The organism is Paenibacillus filicis (genome assembly GCF_038070315.1).
Lineage (GTDB): Bacteria > Bacillota > Bacilli > Paenibacillales > NBRC-103111 > Paenibacillus_G > Paenibacillus_G filicis.
Window position 1 is genome coordinate 179,900 of record NZ_JBBPCC010000009.1, and the last position, 17,460, is coordinate 197,359.

14 protein-coding genes are annotated in these 17,460 nt (G+C 52.9%); 10 read left to right on the forward strand and 4 right to left on the reverse strand.

The annotated features are described in order from the left end of the window. Nucleotides 1-24: 24 nt before the first annotated feature. From WMW72_RS15665 to WMW72_RS15695, 7 genes are all read left to right on the forward strand, one after another. Nucleotides 25-1,071 (forward strand): LacI family DNA-binding transcriptional regulator, encoded by a 1,047-nt coding sequence (locus WMW72_RS15665; protein WP_341416440.1) that lies wholly within the window; start codon nucleotides 25-27, stop codon nucleotides 1,069-1,071. 310 nt (nucleotides 1,072-1,381) lie between these two features. Further along, a complete protein-coding gene (locus WMW72_RS15670; RefSeq protein ID WP_341416441.1) occupies nucleotides 1,382-4,612 on the forward strand; it encodes an alpha-mannosidase in 3,231 nt (1,076 codons plus the stop codon). A 267-nt stretch (nucleotides 4,613-4,879) separates the two neighbouring features. Then, nucleotides 4,880-5,842 carry an acetylxylan esterase gene (locus WMW72_RS15675; protein WP_341416442.1) on the forward strand — a complete coding sequence of 321 codons (963 nt, stop codon included), beginning with the start codon at nucleotides 4,880-4,882 and terminating at the stop codon, nucleotides 5,840-5,842. A gap of 193 nt (nucleotides 5,843-6,035) precedes the next feature. Continuing rightward, nucleotides 6,036-7,496 (forward strand): aspartate ammonia-lyase, encoded by a 1,461-nt coding sequence (gene aspA, locus WMW72_RS15680; protein ID WP_341416443.1) that lies wholly within the window; start codon nucleotides 6,036-6,038, stop codon nucleotides 7,494-7,496. A 293-nt stretch (nucleotides 7,497-7,789) separates the two neighbouring features. After that, nucleotides 7,790-8,845, forward strand: coding sequence for an SIS domain-containing protein (locus tag WMW72_RS15685; protein WP_341416444.1), 1,056 nt, complete (start codon nucleotides 7,790-7,792; stop codon nucleotides 8,843-8,845). 20 nt (nucleotides 8,846-8,865) lie between these two features. Continuing rightward, nucleotides 8,866-9,732, forward strand: a complete 867-nt coding sequence (locus tag WMW72_RS15690; RefSeq protein ID WP_341416445.1) for a class II fructose-bisphosphate aldolase — start codon at nucleotides 8,866-8,868, stop codon at nucleotides 9,730-9,732. Between the two features lie 415 nt (nucleotides 9,733-10,147). Further along, nucleotides 10,148-10,678, forward strand: coding sequence for a GNAT family N-acetyltransferase (locus WMW72_RS15695; RefSeq protein WP_341416525.1), 531 nt, complete (start codon nucleotides 10,148-10,150; stop codon nucleotides 10,676-10,678). An 82-nt stretch (nucleotides 10,679-10,760) separates the two neighbouring features. Here the strand turns inward: WMW72_RS15695 and WMW72_RS15700 are convergent, their stop codons facing one another. Together WMW72_RS15700 and WMW72_RS15705 are read right to left on the reverse strand one after the other, a co-directional pair. Beyond that, complete coding sequence (locus WMW72_RS15700) at nucleotides 10,761-12,698, reverse strand: insertion element protein (RefSeq protein WP_341416446.1); 1,938 nt, start codon at nucleotides 12,696-12,698, stop codon at nucleotides 10,761-10,763. Next, a complete protein-coding gene (locus WMW72_RS15705) occupies nucleotides 12,670-12,942 on the reverse strand; it encodes a hypothetical protein (RefSeq protein WP_341416447.1) in 273 nt (90 codons plus the stop codon). The genes WMW72_RS15700 and WMW72_RS15705 overlap by 29 nt, the downstream gene beginning before the upstream one ends. Nucleotides 12,943-13,309: 367 nt before the next feature. Here WMW72_RS15705 and WMW72_RS15710 point away from each other — a divergent pair, with 367 nt between their 5' ends. Next, nucleotides 13,310-13,831: a L,D-transpeptidase gene (locus WMW72_RS15710; protein WP_341416448.1), complete on the forward strand. Its 522-nt coding sequence runs from the start codon at nucleotides 13,310-13,312 to the stop codon at nucleotides 13,829-13,831. A gap of 377 nt (nucleotides 13,832-14,208) precedes the next feature. After that, a complete protein-coding gene (locus tag WMW72_RS15715) occupies nucleotides 14,209-14,430 on the forward strand; it encodes a hypothetical protein (protein WP_341416449.1) in 222 nt (73 codons plus the stop codon). A 114-nt stretch (nucleotides 14,431-14,544) separates the two neighbouring features. Here WMW72_RS15715 and WMW72_RS15720 read toward each other — a convergent pair whose 3' ends face one another. Both WMW72_RS15720 and WMW72_RS15725 read right to left on the reverse strand, forming a co-directional pair. After that, nucleotides 14,545-15,813, reverse strand: a complete 1,269-nt coding sequence (locus WMW72_RS15720; RefSeq protein ID WP_341416450.1) for a glucuronate isomerase — start codon at nucleotides 15,811-15,813, stop codon at nucleotides 14,545-14,547. A gap of 390 nt (nucleotides 15,814-16,203) precedes the next feature. Next, the gene (locus WMW72_RS15725; protein WP_341416451.1) at nucleotides 16,204-16,410 is read right to left on the reverse strand and encodes a DUF1657 domain-containing protein; all 207 of its coding nucleotides are present in this window, start codon (nucleotides 16,408-16,410) and stop codon (nucleotides 16,204-16,206) included. Between the two features lie 163 nt (nucleotides 16,411-16,573). On the opposite strand from WMW72_RS15725, the gene WMW72_RS15730 reads away from it, so the two are divergent. Then, nucleotides 16,574-17,434 (forward strand): DUF421 domain-containing protein, encoded by an 861-nt coding sequence (locus WMW72_RS15730; RefSeq protein ID WP_341416452.1) that lies wholly within the window; start codon nucleotides 16,574-16,576, stop codon nucleotides 17,432-17,434. The last annotated feature ends 26 nt before the right edge of the window (nucleotides 17,435-17,460 follow it).

The following is a 17,460-nucleotide window of genomic DNA, read 5'->3' on the forward strand; positions in this document are numbered from 1 at the left end:
TTATCCTAAGGCTGAGGTGATCCAATGACGAAGCGTGTGACCAGTCATGATGTGGCCAAACGGGCGGGAGTTTCCCGGGGGGTTGTCTCTGCTGTCATTAACGGCACGCCCGGCATACGTGTCAGCGAAGAGAAGCGCAGGGAAGTGATTAAGGCTATCCAGGAGCTGAATTATAGTGTGGATGCGCAGGCTCGCAGCATGCGGACCGGCCGGAGCGGGTGTATCGCTGCTTACGGGAACCTGGATAATCCATTTTTCCTCCAGGTGCTGCAGGGTGCTCAGCGCGCGTGTACGGAGAGAGGCTATCATCTGCTGCTGTACGGATACAACCGGCAGGAGAGCAAGCAAGCCCTGATTCAGCTGTACAATCAGAGAAGGATTGACGGCCTGCTGACGAAAGACGTAACCGGGTTCGCAGATGAAGAGTGGCTGGCATCGGTCAGAGCTGCAGGATTGCCGTACATGTCGGTCGAAGGCTACCCGGAACAGGAGGAGGTGCCGTCTGTTCTGCTCGATTATGGAGCCAGTATGGACCTGGCACTCGACTATCTGTACGGGCAGACTGGACTTCCGCCTGTCTATGTGGAGTTGTACAGTGGATCAGCCTACGCGCCCAACTGGGGAGACCGGAACAGGCGCTCCGCATACGAGGCCTGGATGGAGCGCAAAGGCTTGGTGCCTGCCATCTGGCAGCAGCCGGATCATGATACGGACCCGCAGGCATGGGATGAATGGCTTGGCGGGCTTCCCCTGCCATCCGCGCTGTTGACCAATTGGTCGCGGGGGGGCTTCCTGATCTACCAGGCGGCGCGACGGCTGGGACTTAGCATCGGCAAGGACCTGTATGTAATGGCTGCGGACAATACGATGCGGGCCAATGCGTATATGGTGCCTCCTTTATCCTCCGTGGAAATACCTTATGTGGAAATGGGGGAAGCGGCCGCTTATCGGCTGCTGGATATGATCGAGGGGAACCATCCCCAGGCTGCGTCCAAGATCTGGATACCTGCGGTGCTGGAGCCCCGTGAGAGCACGCTGCTTGCAGGGGAAGGGGGGCCTCAGGAAAGCTGAGAATCTAGTGTCGGTGTCGTTTGGGCTGATGGGGAGCTACACCGGCCTCGAGCTTGGGTCGGCAGGGCGTACGAGTGCGGAGGGCACAGTAGGCCACTGATAGAACGAGTGAGTACCGTCACGGCAGGGCGGTTTAACAGAGAGTCCGGACGCCCAACAGACGGGTAGCGATGCCTGGAACGGGGGAGCCAAGCCTGCTTGTAAATCTGCCCCAATTCCGGCCATTTCTGGTGGGGCCAACGGTAAGGGATTTTGCTTGTCTGATGATATAACGTGTTATCATACTTTGTTATGAAAAGAGGAGCTGCTCATGCATTGGACTGTAGAAAAATTGGAAGACCGTATCCGCCTGCTGGACCCGTTTCGTTACCGGGATGGGGCTGCGCTGAGCTGCCGCTGGCTGGAGGATGAGGAGGGCTTGGTCGGAGCGTATCCGCCGGACTTTAGCCAAGCGGCCGAAGTACATCCCGGTGTACGTTGGTCGGGCAAGGACCGGTATGTATGGTTGAATGTCCTTGTAGAGGTACCCCTCGACTGGCAGGGAAGAAAAGTGTTCGGACGCTTCGACTTTGGCCGGACAGGCGGAGGGGGCAATAGCGGCTTCGAATCCTTGCTATTTATCGGCGGGGAGCCTTATCAGGGAGTAGACTCCAACCATCAGGAGGTTCTGCTCCCCGCGGATGCTGCCGGACGCACGCTGGATCTTTCGTTCCGCTTATGGTCGGGTCTCGGAGGCTATGACAGTCAGGCTACGCTGGAGCATCATATCGCCAGAGCGGAGCTCTGCTGGCTGGACGAAGCGGCCGATGATCTGTTTTATACGAGCCGGGCGGTTCTGGATACCGTCAAGCTGTTAGGCGATCAGCGGACCGAGCATCATGAGCTGCTGGCGCTGTTGGATGGCGCTTACCTGCTGCTGGATTGGTCGCGTCCGGGCTCGGAGGATTTCTATGCCTCCGTCCGCAGCGCTCAGGAGGCTCTGCAGGAAGGGCTGGGTAAGCTGTCCAAGCATCATGCGGTTACGGTCCAATGCATCGGACATACGCATATCGATGTGGCCTGGCTGTGGCGGCTGAAGCATACGCGCGAGAAGGCAGCACGGTCTTTCTCGACTGTATTGCGGCTGATGGAGCAGTACCCGGAGTATATATTTCTGCAGACTCAGCCGCAGCTCTACGCGTATATCAAAACCGATTATCCCGAGATTTATGAAGCGATCCGTGAGCGCGTAGCGGATGGGCGCTGGGAAGCGGGGGGAGCCATGTGGCTGGAAGCCGACTGCAATCTGACGTCAGGGGAATCGCTGGTGCGCCAGCTGCTGTACGGGATTCGGTTTTTTCAGCAGGAATTCGGCGTGACCTGCCGGTATTTATGGCTGCCGGATGTGTTCGGCTACAGCTGGGCTTTGCCGCAAATTTTACGCAAGAGCGGAATCCAGGCCTTCATGACGACGAAGATCAGCTGGAATCAATATAACCGGATGCCGCATGACACGTTTCACTGGAGGGGCATCGACGGAACGGAGATTTTGACGCATTTTATTACAACGCCGGACCCGGGAGGCTCGGAGGGGACCTTTTATTACACGTACAATGGAGCGATAACACCGTCGACGATCCAGGGAATCTGGGAGGCTTACCGGGATAAGGCGGTCAACCGCAAGCTGCTGCTGGCATACGGCTACGGCGATGGGGGAGGAGGCGTCAACCGTGATATGCTGGAGATGAGACAACGGCTGTCGACCATGCCGGGTCTCCCTCAGGTGACGACGGGCCGGGCAGATGCTTATTTCGAGGAGCTGCTGGAGACGGTGGAGGAAACCGGATCGTATGTCCATACCTGGGACGGGGAGCTGTATCTGGAGCTGCACCGGGGGACCTATACCAGCCAGGCCTACAATAAACGGATGAACCGGAAGCTCGAGCTGCTGTACAAGGAGACCGAGTGGATGGCTGTCCGCCAGGCGCTCACCGGCGGCTGGGAGCGTTACCCGCAGGAGGAGCTGTACGAGGGCTGGAAGATCATCCTCCGTCATCAGTTCCACGATATCATTCCCGGATCCTCGATCCGGGAGGTGTATGCGGACAGCCGAGAGGAGTACGCGGAAGCCGAACAGATCGCGCTGCGTATCTGGAGGCAGGCGGCGGAGGCGCTAACCGAGGCGGGCGGGCAGAGATTGGCGAACAGCGGGCCATTGCCAGGAGCCGAGTGGAGTGCTGGAGCTGATATCATGGTCGGCAGCAGCCGGAGCTTTACCGTCTGGAACAACGCGTCCTGGGAGCGGACGGAACTGGTGGCGATTCCGGCTGATAGCGGGCTCGGAGCCGGGAGCTGGAAGGATAGCAGCGGGGCGAAGCTTGCGGCGCAGCGGTCGGCAGCCGGGGACGAGTGGCTGGTCCGGGTGCTATCGGTCCCTTCGCTGGGCCAGGCCGTCGTGACCTTCGTACCCGGGGAAGAGCAGAGCGACTGCGGGTCGCAGGACTCCCCATTCCGGGCGGAGCCGGGCCGGATCGAATCTCCTTACCATATCGTGGAATGGAATGAAACAGGTCAGTTGATCCGCATCTATGATAAGCAGGCAGAGCGGGAGGTGCTGGCTCCCGGACAGCTCGGGAACGTGCTGGAGGTCTTCGAGGATAAGCCGAAGGGCCGACATGAGGCGTGGGACATCGATCTGTTCTATCAGGAGAAGCGGCGGGTTATCGACGAGCTTCAAGAGGTTCGGATTGTGGAGAACGGCCCGCTGTATGCGGTCGTGGAGTTCCGCTGGAGCTACATGGATTCGCACGTCCGGCAGCGGATGGTGCTGTATGCACATAGCAAGCGTATCGACTTCGATACGCACGTCCACTGGCACGAGCAGCGTCAATTGCTCAAGGCAGCCTTCCCGGTAGACATCCGGGCGACGGAGGCGACCTATGACATCCAGTTTGGCAATGTGAAGCGTCCGACACACTGGAATACGAGCTGGGACTATGCCCGCTTCGAGAGCGTGGGCCATCAATGGGCAGACCTGTCCGAGCGAAGCTATGGCGTCAGCCTGCTGAATGACTGCAAGTACGGCTACGATATCAAGGACAATCGGCTGCGCCTGACGCTGATCAAGTCGGCCAAGGTACCCGATCCTACGGCCGACCAGGGTGAGCACCGGTTTGTATACGCGTTATTTCCCCATAGCGGAGACTGGCTGGAGGGCGGCACGGTGCAGGCGGCTTATGCGCTGAATCAGCCATTGTCCGTATCGGAGGGAGCTGCCGGGGCATTGCCTGGCTCCCTCTTCCGGGTATGGGAATCGGACGGGGCGCGCGTGATGGTCGATGCGGTTAAGAAAGCGGAGGATGGCCGCAAGGTCGTGCTTAGGCTTCATGAGTATGCCGGCAACCGCGGCAAGCTCACGATAAGCAGTGATTACGGTATCGTGTCCTGGCAGGAGTGCGATCTGCTGGAGCAGCCGGAAGGGGAGCTGGTGGAGCAGCCTGAGTTTCACGGTGAGGTGAAGCCCTATGAGATCCGAACGTTCCTCGTTACCTTCGCGGATTGAACATAGCTGCAAGGTAAGGGCATGAGGTCAAGGCAGCATTAGCCCTAATGCCTGCACGCACCGCTTTCGGCATAGGCGTGTGCAGGCATTGCGGCGGTGAGGGCCTCATGGCCCTGGAGGCCAATCCCCGGTCACCCGTTCGAGACGAGTGGGAGGATTCCGATTCAGTGAATAGCTGCATTTTTTATATTTACTCCGAATGGAACTTGATGTAAGTTTAGAAAGGAATCATTTTCCTATACTAGACACTGAGAAGGATGATAAACAATGCCTGTCGTAGATATGCCGCTAGACAAGCTGAGAACGTATGAAGGACGCAATCCGAAGCCTGCCGATTTCGATACTTACTGGGAGCAGGCACTCGAAGAAATGAAAGCGGTTGATCCGCAGGTGGAGCTCGTCCCCGCCGAGTTTCAGGTACCCTTCGCCGAATGCTTTCACCTCTATTTTACCGGGGTCAAGGGAGCGAGAGTCCATGCCAAGTATGTAAGGCCCAAGCAATCCGCCGGGCCGCATCCCGCCGTACTGCAGTTTCACGGCTACACCGGCAGCAGCGGAGACTGGACGGACAAGCTCACTTATGCGGCGCTGGGCTTCTCAATCGCGGCGCTCGATGTGCGCGGCCAGGGCGGACGCTCGGAAGACAGCGGCGGCGTAACCGGCAATACGCATCACGGGCATATCATCCGGGGGCTGGATAGCACAGACCCGCATCAGCTGCTATTCCGTCATATTTTCCTCGATACGGCGCAGCTCGCCCGCATCGTGATGAGCTTCGACGAGGTGGACGAGAACCGGGTCGCATCCACAGGCTGGTCGCAGGGAGGGGGGCTGGCGATTGCCTGCGCGGCTCTAGAGCCCCGAATTCGCCGGACGGCTCCGGTCTATCCGTTCCTTAGTGACTACAAACGCGTCTGGGAGATGGACTTGAGCAAGGATGCCTACGCGGAGCTGAGAACCTTCTTCCGGCATTTCGATCCGCAGCATCTGCGGGAGGAGGAGCTGTTCACAAGGCTCGGGTACATTGATATTCAGAATCTCGCGCCCCGCATCGAGGCTGAGGTGTTGATTGGAGTTGGTCTGATGGATACGATCTGCCCGCCTTCGACGCAATTTGCCGCTATTAACAAGATGAAGGCACCCGTGCAAACCGAGATTTACCCGGACTTTGGCCATGAAGGGTTGCCGGGCATGCACGATAAAATTATCCGCTTCCTGAGCGAGCTGTAGTCGGCAGACTCGGGCAGGGATGAAGCCGCAGGCTGTCCGGAGGACGGGCTTGCGGTTTTTGGCTTGCAGTCGGCACCGCTTATTTGTTTACACACAGATAGTTTGTTAGTATGGGGAGGGGACGAAAGTTCCAGTAATTTGGCAAGATAGAAGCAGGACTACTACATATGATGGTTCGAGAGGATGAGTTATCATGACGAAGGCTGGATTTCGGATTGAGAAGGATTTTCTGGGTACGAAGGAGGTTCCCCTGCATGCCTACTACGGCGTTCAAACGATGCGTGCGGTGGAGAATTTTCCGATCACCGGGTACCGTATCCATCAGGAGCTGATCGTAGCGATGGCTACGGTCAAGAAGGCCGCAGCGCTTGCGAATGTGGAGGTTGGCCAACTGAAGCCGCAGTTCGGGCAAGTGATCGTGCAGGCCGCCGATGAAATTATAGCCGGACAATGGCATGATCAGTTTATCGTGGATCCGATTCAGGGAGGCGCGGGCACTTCCATTAATATGAATACGAACGAAGTCATTGCCAACCGCGGCATTGAGCTGCTGGGAGGAGACAAGGGCAACTACTTCACGCTCAGCCCCAATACGCATGTGAATATGGCGCAATCCACCAATGACGCATTCCCGACCGCGATTCATATCGCTGTGCTGCGGATGCTGGATCAGCTGCTGGTGGTGCTCGAAGAGCTGCATGAAGGGTTCCGGGAGAAAGCCGAGGCCTTCGACGGCATTATCAAGATGGGCCGTACGCATCTGCAGGATGGGGTACCGATCCGGCTCGGGCAGGAATTCGAGGCTTACCGCCGTGTGTTATCCCGCGACATCAAGCGCATCGGACAAACCCGCCAGCATTTATATGAAATCAATATGGGTGCAACAGCGGTCGGAACCGGCTTGAATGCCGACCCGCGTTATATTCAGCGAGTTGCGGAGCTGTTGGCCGAGCTGACGGGCTACCCGCTGCAAAGTGCAGAGCATCTGGTCGACGCTACGCAAAATACGGACGCTTACACGGAAGTATCCGCTTCTCTGAAGGTGTGTATGATCAACATGTCCAAGGTCGCCAACGACCTGCGCCTGATGGCATCGGGTCCGCGTACGGGCTTGAATGAGATCAACCTGCCGGCCAGACAGCCGGGCTCCTCCATCATGCCGGGCAAGGTAAATCCCGTCATGTGCGAGGTGGTGAACCAGGTGGCGTTCCAGGTGATCGGCAACGATCATACGATCTGCCTCGCCTCGGAAGCGGGTCAGCTGGAGCTGAACGTCATGGAGCCGGTGCTGGTGTTCAACCTGCTGCAATCGCTGGGCATGATGACTCAGGTGTTCAAGGTGTTCAAGACCCACTGCCTCGATGGGATCGAGCCCAATATCGAGCGGTGCCGGGATTATGTGGAGCGCAGCGTAGGCATCATTACGGCGCTGAATCCGCATCTCGGCTATGAGCCGGTCGCGCGGATCGCCCGCGAGGCGATCGAGACGGGCAAGTCCGTGCGCGAGCTGTGCCTGCTGTACGATGTACTGCGTGAGGATGAGCTGAATCTGATCCTCGATCCTTATGAAATGACCAATCCAGGCATCGCCGGAGCAGCGCTGCTGACCCGCGACCAGCAGCAGCCGGGCGATAATGCGAAGCCGAAGGCCTAGGCTATAGCAGACAAGCATGAACAGAATATCAACAAGAAAAGGGACCGCCTGCGCGCGGTCCCTTTTCTGCGTTGTTGTGTGAGGCGTACCAGCTGGATAAGGAAATCTTCATCATCCGTTCGGCATCGTGAGCTGTCTCTGGATCGATTGCATCCAGTCGGAGAACTCCTGGCTTATAAATATTCTCTTGAAACGTCATGTATAGAAAATAAAAATCAAAATAATGATTGAAATAATCATAATTATGAAATATATTATCTTTATAACCGGTTTCATCAGAGAGGAGAACTCGTATGAATGCATTCGGTCAGTACACCTATCCTGAGATTTCGGCCCAAGCCGAGGCCTTGGCAGAGGCATGGGCTCAATTGGAGCGTCAGTCCGATTGGGTAAAGGATTACTTGAGCGAGAATGGCGCTGATGAGGTTATTTTCATCGGCAGCGGATCTTCCTATTACCAGGCGTTGTCCATGGCTTCGACTTACCGTGCCTGGCTGGGGAGAAGCGCGTCGGCCGTCCCGTCCTCTGAGCTGCTGCTGTTCCCGCAGCAGACCTTGCTGCCCGGCCGGCGCTATCTGGTAATGGGCGTATCCCGCTCCGGGGAGTCTACCGAGGTCATCTGGGCGCTAGAGGCGGTCCGGGACATGCCGAGTGTCCGCGTCGCTTCAATCACTTGCTACGAGGACAGCACCATGGCCCAGCTCGCGCCCGCACTCATCTCACCGAAGGGCAAGGAACGGAGCACTGTGATGACGAAGTCGTTCAGCAGCATGACGTTTCTGATGCAGGCGGCAATCGCCCAGGCGTCCGGCCGTGCGGACCTGATGAACCAGATGGCCGAGGTGATGCGCCTCGACGTACAGGTCGTGCAAGCCGCCGATGCATTCGCTGGATCATTCGTCGATAGTCACGTGCTTAATCAGTACATCTATCTTGGCATGGGGACATATAACGGGATCGCACTGGAGTGTTGTCTCAAGATCAAGGAAATGTCTTACGTATGGACGGAAGCTTACGGAACGTTGGAATTCCGGCACGGTCCCAAGTCGATCGTACAGCAGGGGTCGCTCGTCGTCCTGCTGCTCTCCGAGCAGGCCCGTTCGTACGAGCTGAAGGTTGCCCGCGAAATGCAGGAGTATGGGGCGACAATACTGATCGTCACCGCCAGAGGCGGGGCGGACACGGAGTTTGCCGATGCGGTATTCGAACTCGGGGGAACGGAACTGACGGATGAAGCCCGTGCGGTGCTCTACTTGCCCGTACTGCACTATCTGGGCTACTATACGGCGCTCCGCAACAACGTCGACCCGGATTCCCCGCGCAACCTGACCCAAGTCGTAACCATCTGACGCCCGAGGAGCGATAGCTTATGCCACTTGTCTCATCCACACCTTTATTGGAGGCGGCCCGCGCCGGAGGCTACGGGGTTGGCGCCTTTAACGTGCACACCCTGGAGATGCTCCAGGCAGTCGTAGAGGCTGCCGAAGAAACGAAGTCTCCGCTAATCCTGCAATCGACCGTCGGCACGGTCAGGCATCTCGGGCCGGACTACCTGGCGGCAGCGGCTACGGCAGCGGCCGACCGTTCGTCGGTGCCGATCGCACTTCATCTGGATCACTGCACGGATTTCACGATGATCGTCCAATGTATCCGCGCCGGATATACTTCGGTGATGATCGATGCCTCGATGCATCCGTTCGAGGACAATGTGCGGCAGACGCAGAAGGTAGTCGAGATTGCCCGGGCGGCCGGCGTCAATGTGGAGGCCGAGCTCGGGAAGGTCGGCGGCGTCGAGGACGATATTGTCGTCGCGGAGCATGAAGCGCTGATGGCCGACCCGGACGAATGCGCTGCGTTCGTGGAGCGTACGGGGGTACACACGCTGGCTCCCGCAATCGGAACGGCCCATGGCATTTACAAGGGAGAGCCGCGCATTGATTTTGACCGCATCCGCCGCATCGCAGGTACAGTGTCCGTTCCGCTCGTGCTGCATGGCGGCTCCGGCATTCCAGAGGAGCAGGTGAAGCAGTGCATCGGACTCGGGATGTCCAAGATGAACGTCGCGACCGAAATCCGCATCGTCTTCTCCGACGCGATCAAAGCCGTGTTTGCGGCCAATCCCGGCGAAAATGATCCGCGTGCCTATATGGTTCCAGCCAAGCAAGCCGTGAAAGCGGCTGCGGCAGAGAAAATGCGTATGCTCGGAGCCATCGGCAGGGCTGCCGAGCACCGCTGATCGCAGCGGCAGCGTCCGGGGCTTTCGCGCGGCGCGCAGCTCCCAGCGTGCGGTGTTTCGCTGCATGACAGCGGTCGGTCGACCCCATGCATGCCACCCATGGAGCCTATCCTGCGGATTCGTCCACAGGATGTAGCCAAGCGAAGAACCCTTGGGCATATATGGCTAACGGGTTCCGTTTTTAGGTGCAAAAGGTTGAAATGACAATGGATTTGACGTGCTAATTGACACGTCTTTTCCTATTCAAAAATATCGATTAGTTCAATTTTCGGCTTCCGTTTTCACTATTTTCTGTTTTAACGCTCAGTGTTGATATAAGCAAACGGGCAGTTTAATTCAGTAAATGCTCAAATAAATGTTGTCAATATCAGGCTTAAATGATACTATGGATAAAATTTACAGATGGGGTGATATGATGGCGAACTCGGTTGAGTTGGTGAAACCATCAACTGAATATAGGGATGAGTACATATCGTTTTATAAAGATTGGAAGTCAAGTGAGGAGGATATAACCCCGTGGGTTGTAGAGAAAGATCCTTCTAATTTCGATGCCATGATTGATTTTTTGTACTCGGAGGACACAGAAGATAAGTTAACGAACGGGACATTTGTTCCCCATTCTACGTTCTGGCTTATAGAGAAAAATTCAAAAAAAGTCATTGGTGCTGTAAATATTAGACACAGACTCAATACCAAGCTCCTTAATTGCGGTGGACACATCGGTTACGGAATACGTCCATCAGAGAGAAGAAAAGGTTATGCTTCTATACTATTAGCACTAACACTTGAAATAACAAAAGATATGGGTTTAAACAGGGTTCTTCTAGTATGTGATAAAGGAAATCTTGCATCAGAAAAAACCATTATAAAAAATGGCGGTCAATTTGAGTCGGAGTATGTAGAGGATAATGGGAACGTTGTAAGACGGTTTTGGATACAGTTATAGACCTTTGTTTAGTGTAAAATTTTTAAGTAGCAAAACAGAGAGAGTACCCACAGTATGTGATGGATACTCTCTTATTGTTTCGTTACATATTGTATAGAATATCTTTAATTGAAAATTGTTTATCTGTAATCCCCAATCGTTGGGCAGGAGTAAGCCGTTCCTTTTCACCATTACGATATGGTAAGCAAAAGTTATAGAACGTGCGTAAAATGGTTAGAGCGTATTGGGCGTACTTCGGATTGAAATTTGCATAGATATAGCTTTTCCCATCCCCGCGGGCGGTTACAAGTGGTCTTTCAAGTATGCTTATTCTTCGCCGTATTTGTTGCATAAATGCACTTGTAGAACGGTCATTCACCTTTAAGAGCATTGAGGCTAAATGGTCTATCTCATATGCAGAAACATCGGTAGAACAATCAACTTTATAGAATCCCTGGTCAATTGTCGGTATTGGATGTTCAATAGGAGTGCTTGCCGATTTACGATATGTTTTATTCTCAACTTGGACTTCTGCGTAAAACTTATGACTCTTTAAAGATTGTTGAAGTCTCAAATGAGCAATTTTGTTAAGTGATAAATCATCATAACCTTGATTAAATCCCCAAGAGCGTAAGTCTTCCTTGCCCTTCTGATGCTGATTGTAAGCATCTTTTTTTGTATTCGTCTTATCGATAAGGCAAAGAAAATGGTGAGCCTCACCTAATCGTATCTCTTTGGAATAAACCCTCATCAATGACGTAATTATGGATTGGTCATCATCGGAAATGAATCTCCATTCTTGTGCATTGATAAGATTCTTTATATGCCAAAAATGCGCCATTGTCGTGTATGTTGCTCCAACATGCATACCATCTATATAATCTTTTCGTCTTTTAAATTTAGAATGTGCTTCTTCATACTCCTTTTGAGTTTGTGTATCAAACTCAGTCGGTGGTTGTGGAGCGAACGGGAATCTTAAACGATCATTCTTACAAGCAAATGATTTTAGATGATCCTCTTTATACTTTATTGTTTCTGCTTCAACATCTTTTAAAGTAACTGTCCAGTCGTAAGCAATATCCGTTCTAAATACATAACGTGAACGAGAATCTGCACTTACAATCACGTAGGTTGGCATCAATTTATCGTCAATGTGTCTAAACTGTTTATCGCTATGTCCTTTTTTGCGAACATTGTTCAAATGATAATGGAACTTATCTGTATTTACCCACATCTTATCAAACACTGTATTTGAAAGAGCGGGGGTTTCAAACTTCGCATTAAACTCTAAACATCGTTTATATAACTGTTCAAGTTTCGCATAGTAAGTGCTTGAACCGATGCCGAGGATTTCAGTAGTGCGTTTAACAGGAGTACGATTTATCAACGCAAGTGCAAAGGAATGTAGAACATCATCTCTTTGCTTATGATAACTGAACGCTTCTCGATTTTTGGGCAGAACATTGGTAATTTTCTTACATGTGATACACTGCCACTTCTGCGAGTTACTACTGCTCTTGCCCCGCTTATAAAATTCACGCTGATGAAGCATTGGAGTAGTAAAGCCAACCTCACAATCAGGTTTGTGAAATACATATTCATCTTGAAGATTTTCAACTTTATCATTAATGGCTAATCTTTCAATTTCCTCTGCCAGTGACCAATTTGAATATGTGGTTGATTTACATCCCCAAGTCATTCCAACATCAGGACGAATCGGGTCATGATTACACTTAATTTTTGAATCATCATCTAATTTATAGCGGCTTGGTTTATTTGGAGTGTTGAGAAACCTTTCTTGTGGCATTCCAAACCATTTACAGTATGGATTAACACAAGCGTTCATTTGTATCTTGTGAATTTTGTTTTGATAAGTGAAGGAGATGGGCGTGAATAGAAGTCCTTTGTACTTGTTAGAAAACCGCATTGGTGATAATAGGTGATAATCTTCATGGCGTGATTCAATTTCGCTCTCCGTAATCGGCATCTGGATGGATACAACCGAACTTTCCTTACTCGCTAACTTTTTCAGTTTGGTCATTATCCACCTCATCAATATTAGATTTAGGGAACAATTGCTTTAACATTTTTGTATTTCGTCTTTTGCCATGAATCCACTCTAAAAAGTCAGGGTCTTCAAGAATCTTCTGTAAAAACAAATCAACTACTTCATCTTCTGAATAGTTTGTATACTCTGCATAGTATTTGATCACAGCTAGTGTTCTGTCAGATAAAAATAGTTCCGTTTTGTTAGAAGGCTTCGCTCTGGGTTTAATAAATTCCACAATTATCCTCTCCCTTACTATTATTATAACAATTTTAGACGTAAAATTGACAAACAAATTGACGGTTAAATTGACATGGTGTTTTTCGATGCAATAAATTTATTGCAATGAAAAATCACGTGGCAATTTTGATGTCAGTTTATTAACAAAAAAAGCAGAAAACCCTTATAAATATAAGGTTTTATGCTTTTTTAAGTTGTGTCAAACCGATTGTCAATTTCGGTGTCAATTCAGACCTTTGCACCCGAAAACGGAACCCGTTAATATATGGCCCCAGGGTTCTTTTGGCGCCCGACGTATACGCTCCCGGCTCTGATGTGAACAATACCGGGGAACCTCTAATCGGAACGCAAAGGAATGAGCGTTATTGAACTGGGCTGTCAGGTTTGTATGCGCTCTGCTGCTGACGGGCTTGCTTGTCTTGTCTGCTCATCCGGGCGCTGCCGCTCCTGTCAAGGATAAGAAGGCAGCGGAAGCCGAGCTGCTGATGGGACTGCAGGAGGAAGGCGTGTATGTCATCATTGAGAAAAAAGCGAATCGGCTCTCCGTGCTGCATAATGGCCGCGTGATCCGAGCGATGCCTGTGGCAACGGGGCGGCGCCCCGGTTTGACCCCGTCGGGTACCTTCCGGATCGTAACGAAGATCGTAAAGCCTTGGTATGTCCGCAAGCAGATCCCCGGAGGGCATCCGTCCAATCCTCTGGGCTCGCGGTGGATGGGATTGAATGTGCCGGGAACAGGAGGCTATACGTACGGTATACATGGTACGAATCGCCCGTATGCGATCGGCTCCAGCGTCTCGTCAGGCTGCATCCGGATGCTGAACCGGGACGTGGAGTGGCTGTACCGGCACATGCCGCTTGGCACTGTCGTGGTGATCAAGGAATAAGATTTTTTCAAATCATCCGTATAAAAAAGAACGCCGCGAAGCATGCTAGATGTAACGGTGACAAGAGAGGTGTGGTTCCGTTGAGCAGCAAAACGGTTTCTACCGAGGAAGTTGTTGTTGAATCGAAGTAGAAGCGGAGGGATGTGCCAAAGACACGTTAGTGTAGTACCTGTACTGCCTGCGTTGATGAGGTAAGCACCGAGGTTTCAAGCAAGATTCAAAGGCAGTTACCAAATTTCACCGTTGGAAAGGATCCCGCAAGGGGTCCTTTTTCCGTTGTTAGGATGAATGGACAACTTACTCCATGTTTGTCCGGTTCCAATCCTTCCCTTCTTGCATTTACTATATTATGTCTGGAAGGGAAGGGGTTGATAGAGATGGGAATTCATCATTCGGACGTAGTCACCATCCGTTTCTTTCGCGATGCCCGCGGCAGACGGATTATTAACCGTGTCACGATCATCGGCAGCGCTAGACCTTGCCGCAGCTTGCTAGTCATCGGCTTCCTGCTGCTTCCGGCCGTTCGCTGTCTGATCCGTCACAGGTTCCGGATCGTGCTTAGAACGCCAGGTCTTTGGGTACTCCGCCGTATCCATTAACTGCAGGCTGCAAGCCTAACCTTGTGCAGGCCGCCAACTGCCCATCGTGAAAAGGATCCCTGCCATCGGAGATGGTAGAGATCCTTTTTCTTGTAGACTGCTAGGCTTCGCTTATCACACGGCGGCAGGGTCGGGCTTGCCGAGGAAGTTCCAGAAGGCGCCGCCGAGTAGCCCTGCGATGTCGCGCTGAATTTCCTCTTCCTCCAGACGCCAGCCGGCGCGGAAGAGATCGCCGTACTTGTCGCACAGCACCTTGGCGATGATCTCGCGGGAGTGATCCCATTTGTAAATGAGCTGGTCCAGAATCCGGCAGTCGGAATGCTGCGGAATGACACTGCCGCCCAGCAGCTCGAGGCGCATCCGGGTCATTTCCTCGATCAGGCTCGGATTGTTCAGGAACCACCAGCAGCCAAAGACGAGCAGGTTGCGGTTTTTCCGGGCCGTAACGGCCAGCTCGTGCTGGTTTTCGCGGGAGAGCATGGTGATTAAGAATTTGACATCCTGGTTCCGGCTCACGATGCGCTCGACCGCGCCGATATCGCTGCGGCCCAGGCTGTCCCCGGCGTATTTCAGCGAAGGGTTGACCTGACGCTTGACGCCGATCATCAGAGCGAACGGAATGCCTGCTTCACGGGCGACCGGCAGGATGCATTCGTCAATGACCCGGCCGCGCACGGACGCTTCCGGATACGCAAAGTCGTCGGGCAGAGAAACGGCCATATACAGCGGATCGATACGGCCGATCCAATCCTGCAGGAAACGGCGAACTTCCTGGATCGTATCCCCGGAGAAATCCTGAGCGACCTGGTATCCTTGCTGTTGAAGCGTAAGGTAGGCCTGATCCCAGCCGTTGAGCAGCGGATCGATACGCAGGGCGGTCAGGAAGCGGGAATCGTTCTGACCGGCTCCTTCCTCCCAGCGTGCCCGTTCGTAAGCATCGAAAGGATCATTGGTCATGGCGACGCTGCGTACGCCGGACAAGGACAGAATCCGGTCGATGTACTCACTGGAGGAGAACTGCTCGAAGTATTTGCGGTACTCGTTCAGATCCCGGGTGGACAGGTCCAGACCGAGTCTGCTCAGTACCGTGACAACGCCACGGCAGGCTTCGCTATAAGGTGAATTTTCGATAAATAGCGTTTGCCAGATCAGATCGGCTTGCTGCTGCTTGGTCATGCTCCAGAACGTTTCGTACGGAAGGTCCGGACGGAAACGGAACATCTCGGCGATTAGATAGTGGTAAGTGAGGAGCTCATCGATGCCCCACAAAAGCAGGTCCCCGAACGACTCGGCGAAAAGGTGGGTATGAATGTCGGTTACCGGGGTGCTGCGAACGGTTTCCTGAATAAAAGCGCTTAATTGCTCTTCGGTACGAATAGCCATAATAATCGCAATCCTCCTGAGAAAAGGGGTGTGTTCACGTTAACAATTAAATATGTTCACGTGAACAATTCTGATTATAGCATGGTTCCGTTTTCCTGAACAGATGTACCTGGGACTGGAATTGGGCGGCTGTCCGGGTCGGGACATTCTCTACTGCGCATAGGTTATGGAAACAATCGATTCGTCGACTAGGGAAGGAAGAATCCGATGCGTGCTTATGGATCGGTGTTGCTCATTCTGCTGCTTTTTATTTTATTGTTGATTCTGCTGATGTTGGTATGGTAGTCCTGGCTCTCTAAGAATGTATAGAACAAAACCCGGGGCTTCTCGTAAGAAAAGCGCCGGGTTTTGCCGTGTCCGGACTGTGCCCAGACATTCTTTTGAAGGAAATTAGAAGCCTTTGTATTGCGGCTCCTCACTTTCCAGTTGTTGTACGCGCGAGCTGACTTGATCGACGACTTGCTGGGTTTGCTTGGCGCAGTTCTCGAACAGTGACTTGGCCTCTTGGTTTTGAGTGCCGAGAGCGAACGTTTCGAGGCTGGCTTGGGCGCTTTTCAGCGAAGCGAGCGTCGTTTTTACCTGCGATGCTACGGTCATTTGAATCACCTCCCGCCTCCTAATATGTACAAAGTGCCGTGATCCATGAATGTCAATATTACCCACTGCCGAATAGGAGCCCCAGTTATCATAATTTTGTGAAAACAGGCAAACTCTACTCCATATCCACTATTTGATTTCTGGTAAAGGGGGAACGAAAGTCTTGGCAGAATGGATGAATATTGCGCTGCGCTCGTTTGCCGCAGTTGTCATTTTGTTTACGATCACGCGGATTTTAGGTAAAAAGCAAATCTCGCAGCTCACCTTTTTCGAATATATGACCGGGATTGCGATCGGGGAGCTGGCCGGCTTTATCTCGACGGATCTGGAGGCCCATTTCATGCACGGCGTCATCGCGATCATGATCTGGTTTTTGATTCCCTTTCTTTTCGAGTTTCTGACGCTCAAGAGCAAGCGGCTGCGCGAATGGGTGGAGGGTAAGGGGACCGTCATGATCAAGGAAGGCAAGATCATGGAGGACAACCTGAAGAAGGAGCGGTATACGGCAGATGAGCTGCTGGAGCAGCTCCGCAACAAAAGTGTATTCAGCGTAGCGGACGTGGAATTCGCCATACTGGAGACTAGCGGCGATCTGAGCATTCTGCTCAAGCGGGAAAACCAGCCGCTAACCCCTAAGCATCTCGGGATCAAGGTAGCGCCGGAAAGCGAACCGCAAGCCGTCATCATCGACGGCAATATTATGGACGAGCCTTTGGCTACAGCGGGACTAAGCCGCGCATGGCTGCAAACCGAATTGGAGAAAATAGGCGTGACGGAAGAGAATGTATTCCTCGGACAAGCCGACAGCTATGGGCAGCTGACGGTGGACTTGTATGATGATGTCATCAAGGTTCCGCAACCGGCGGTGAAGCCGCTGCTGCTCGCGACCTTGAAGAAATGCGAGGCCGATCTGGCTTTGTTCGGCTTAAGCACCCGGCAGCCGGAGGCGAAGGCGATGTATGAGAATTCGATGCGGCAGATGGCGGAGGTCATCCGGCAGGCCGAGCCGCTGCTGAAAACCTAAGTACATAGAGACGAAAGGGGTGTCCG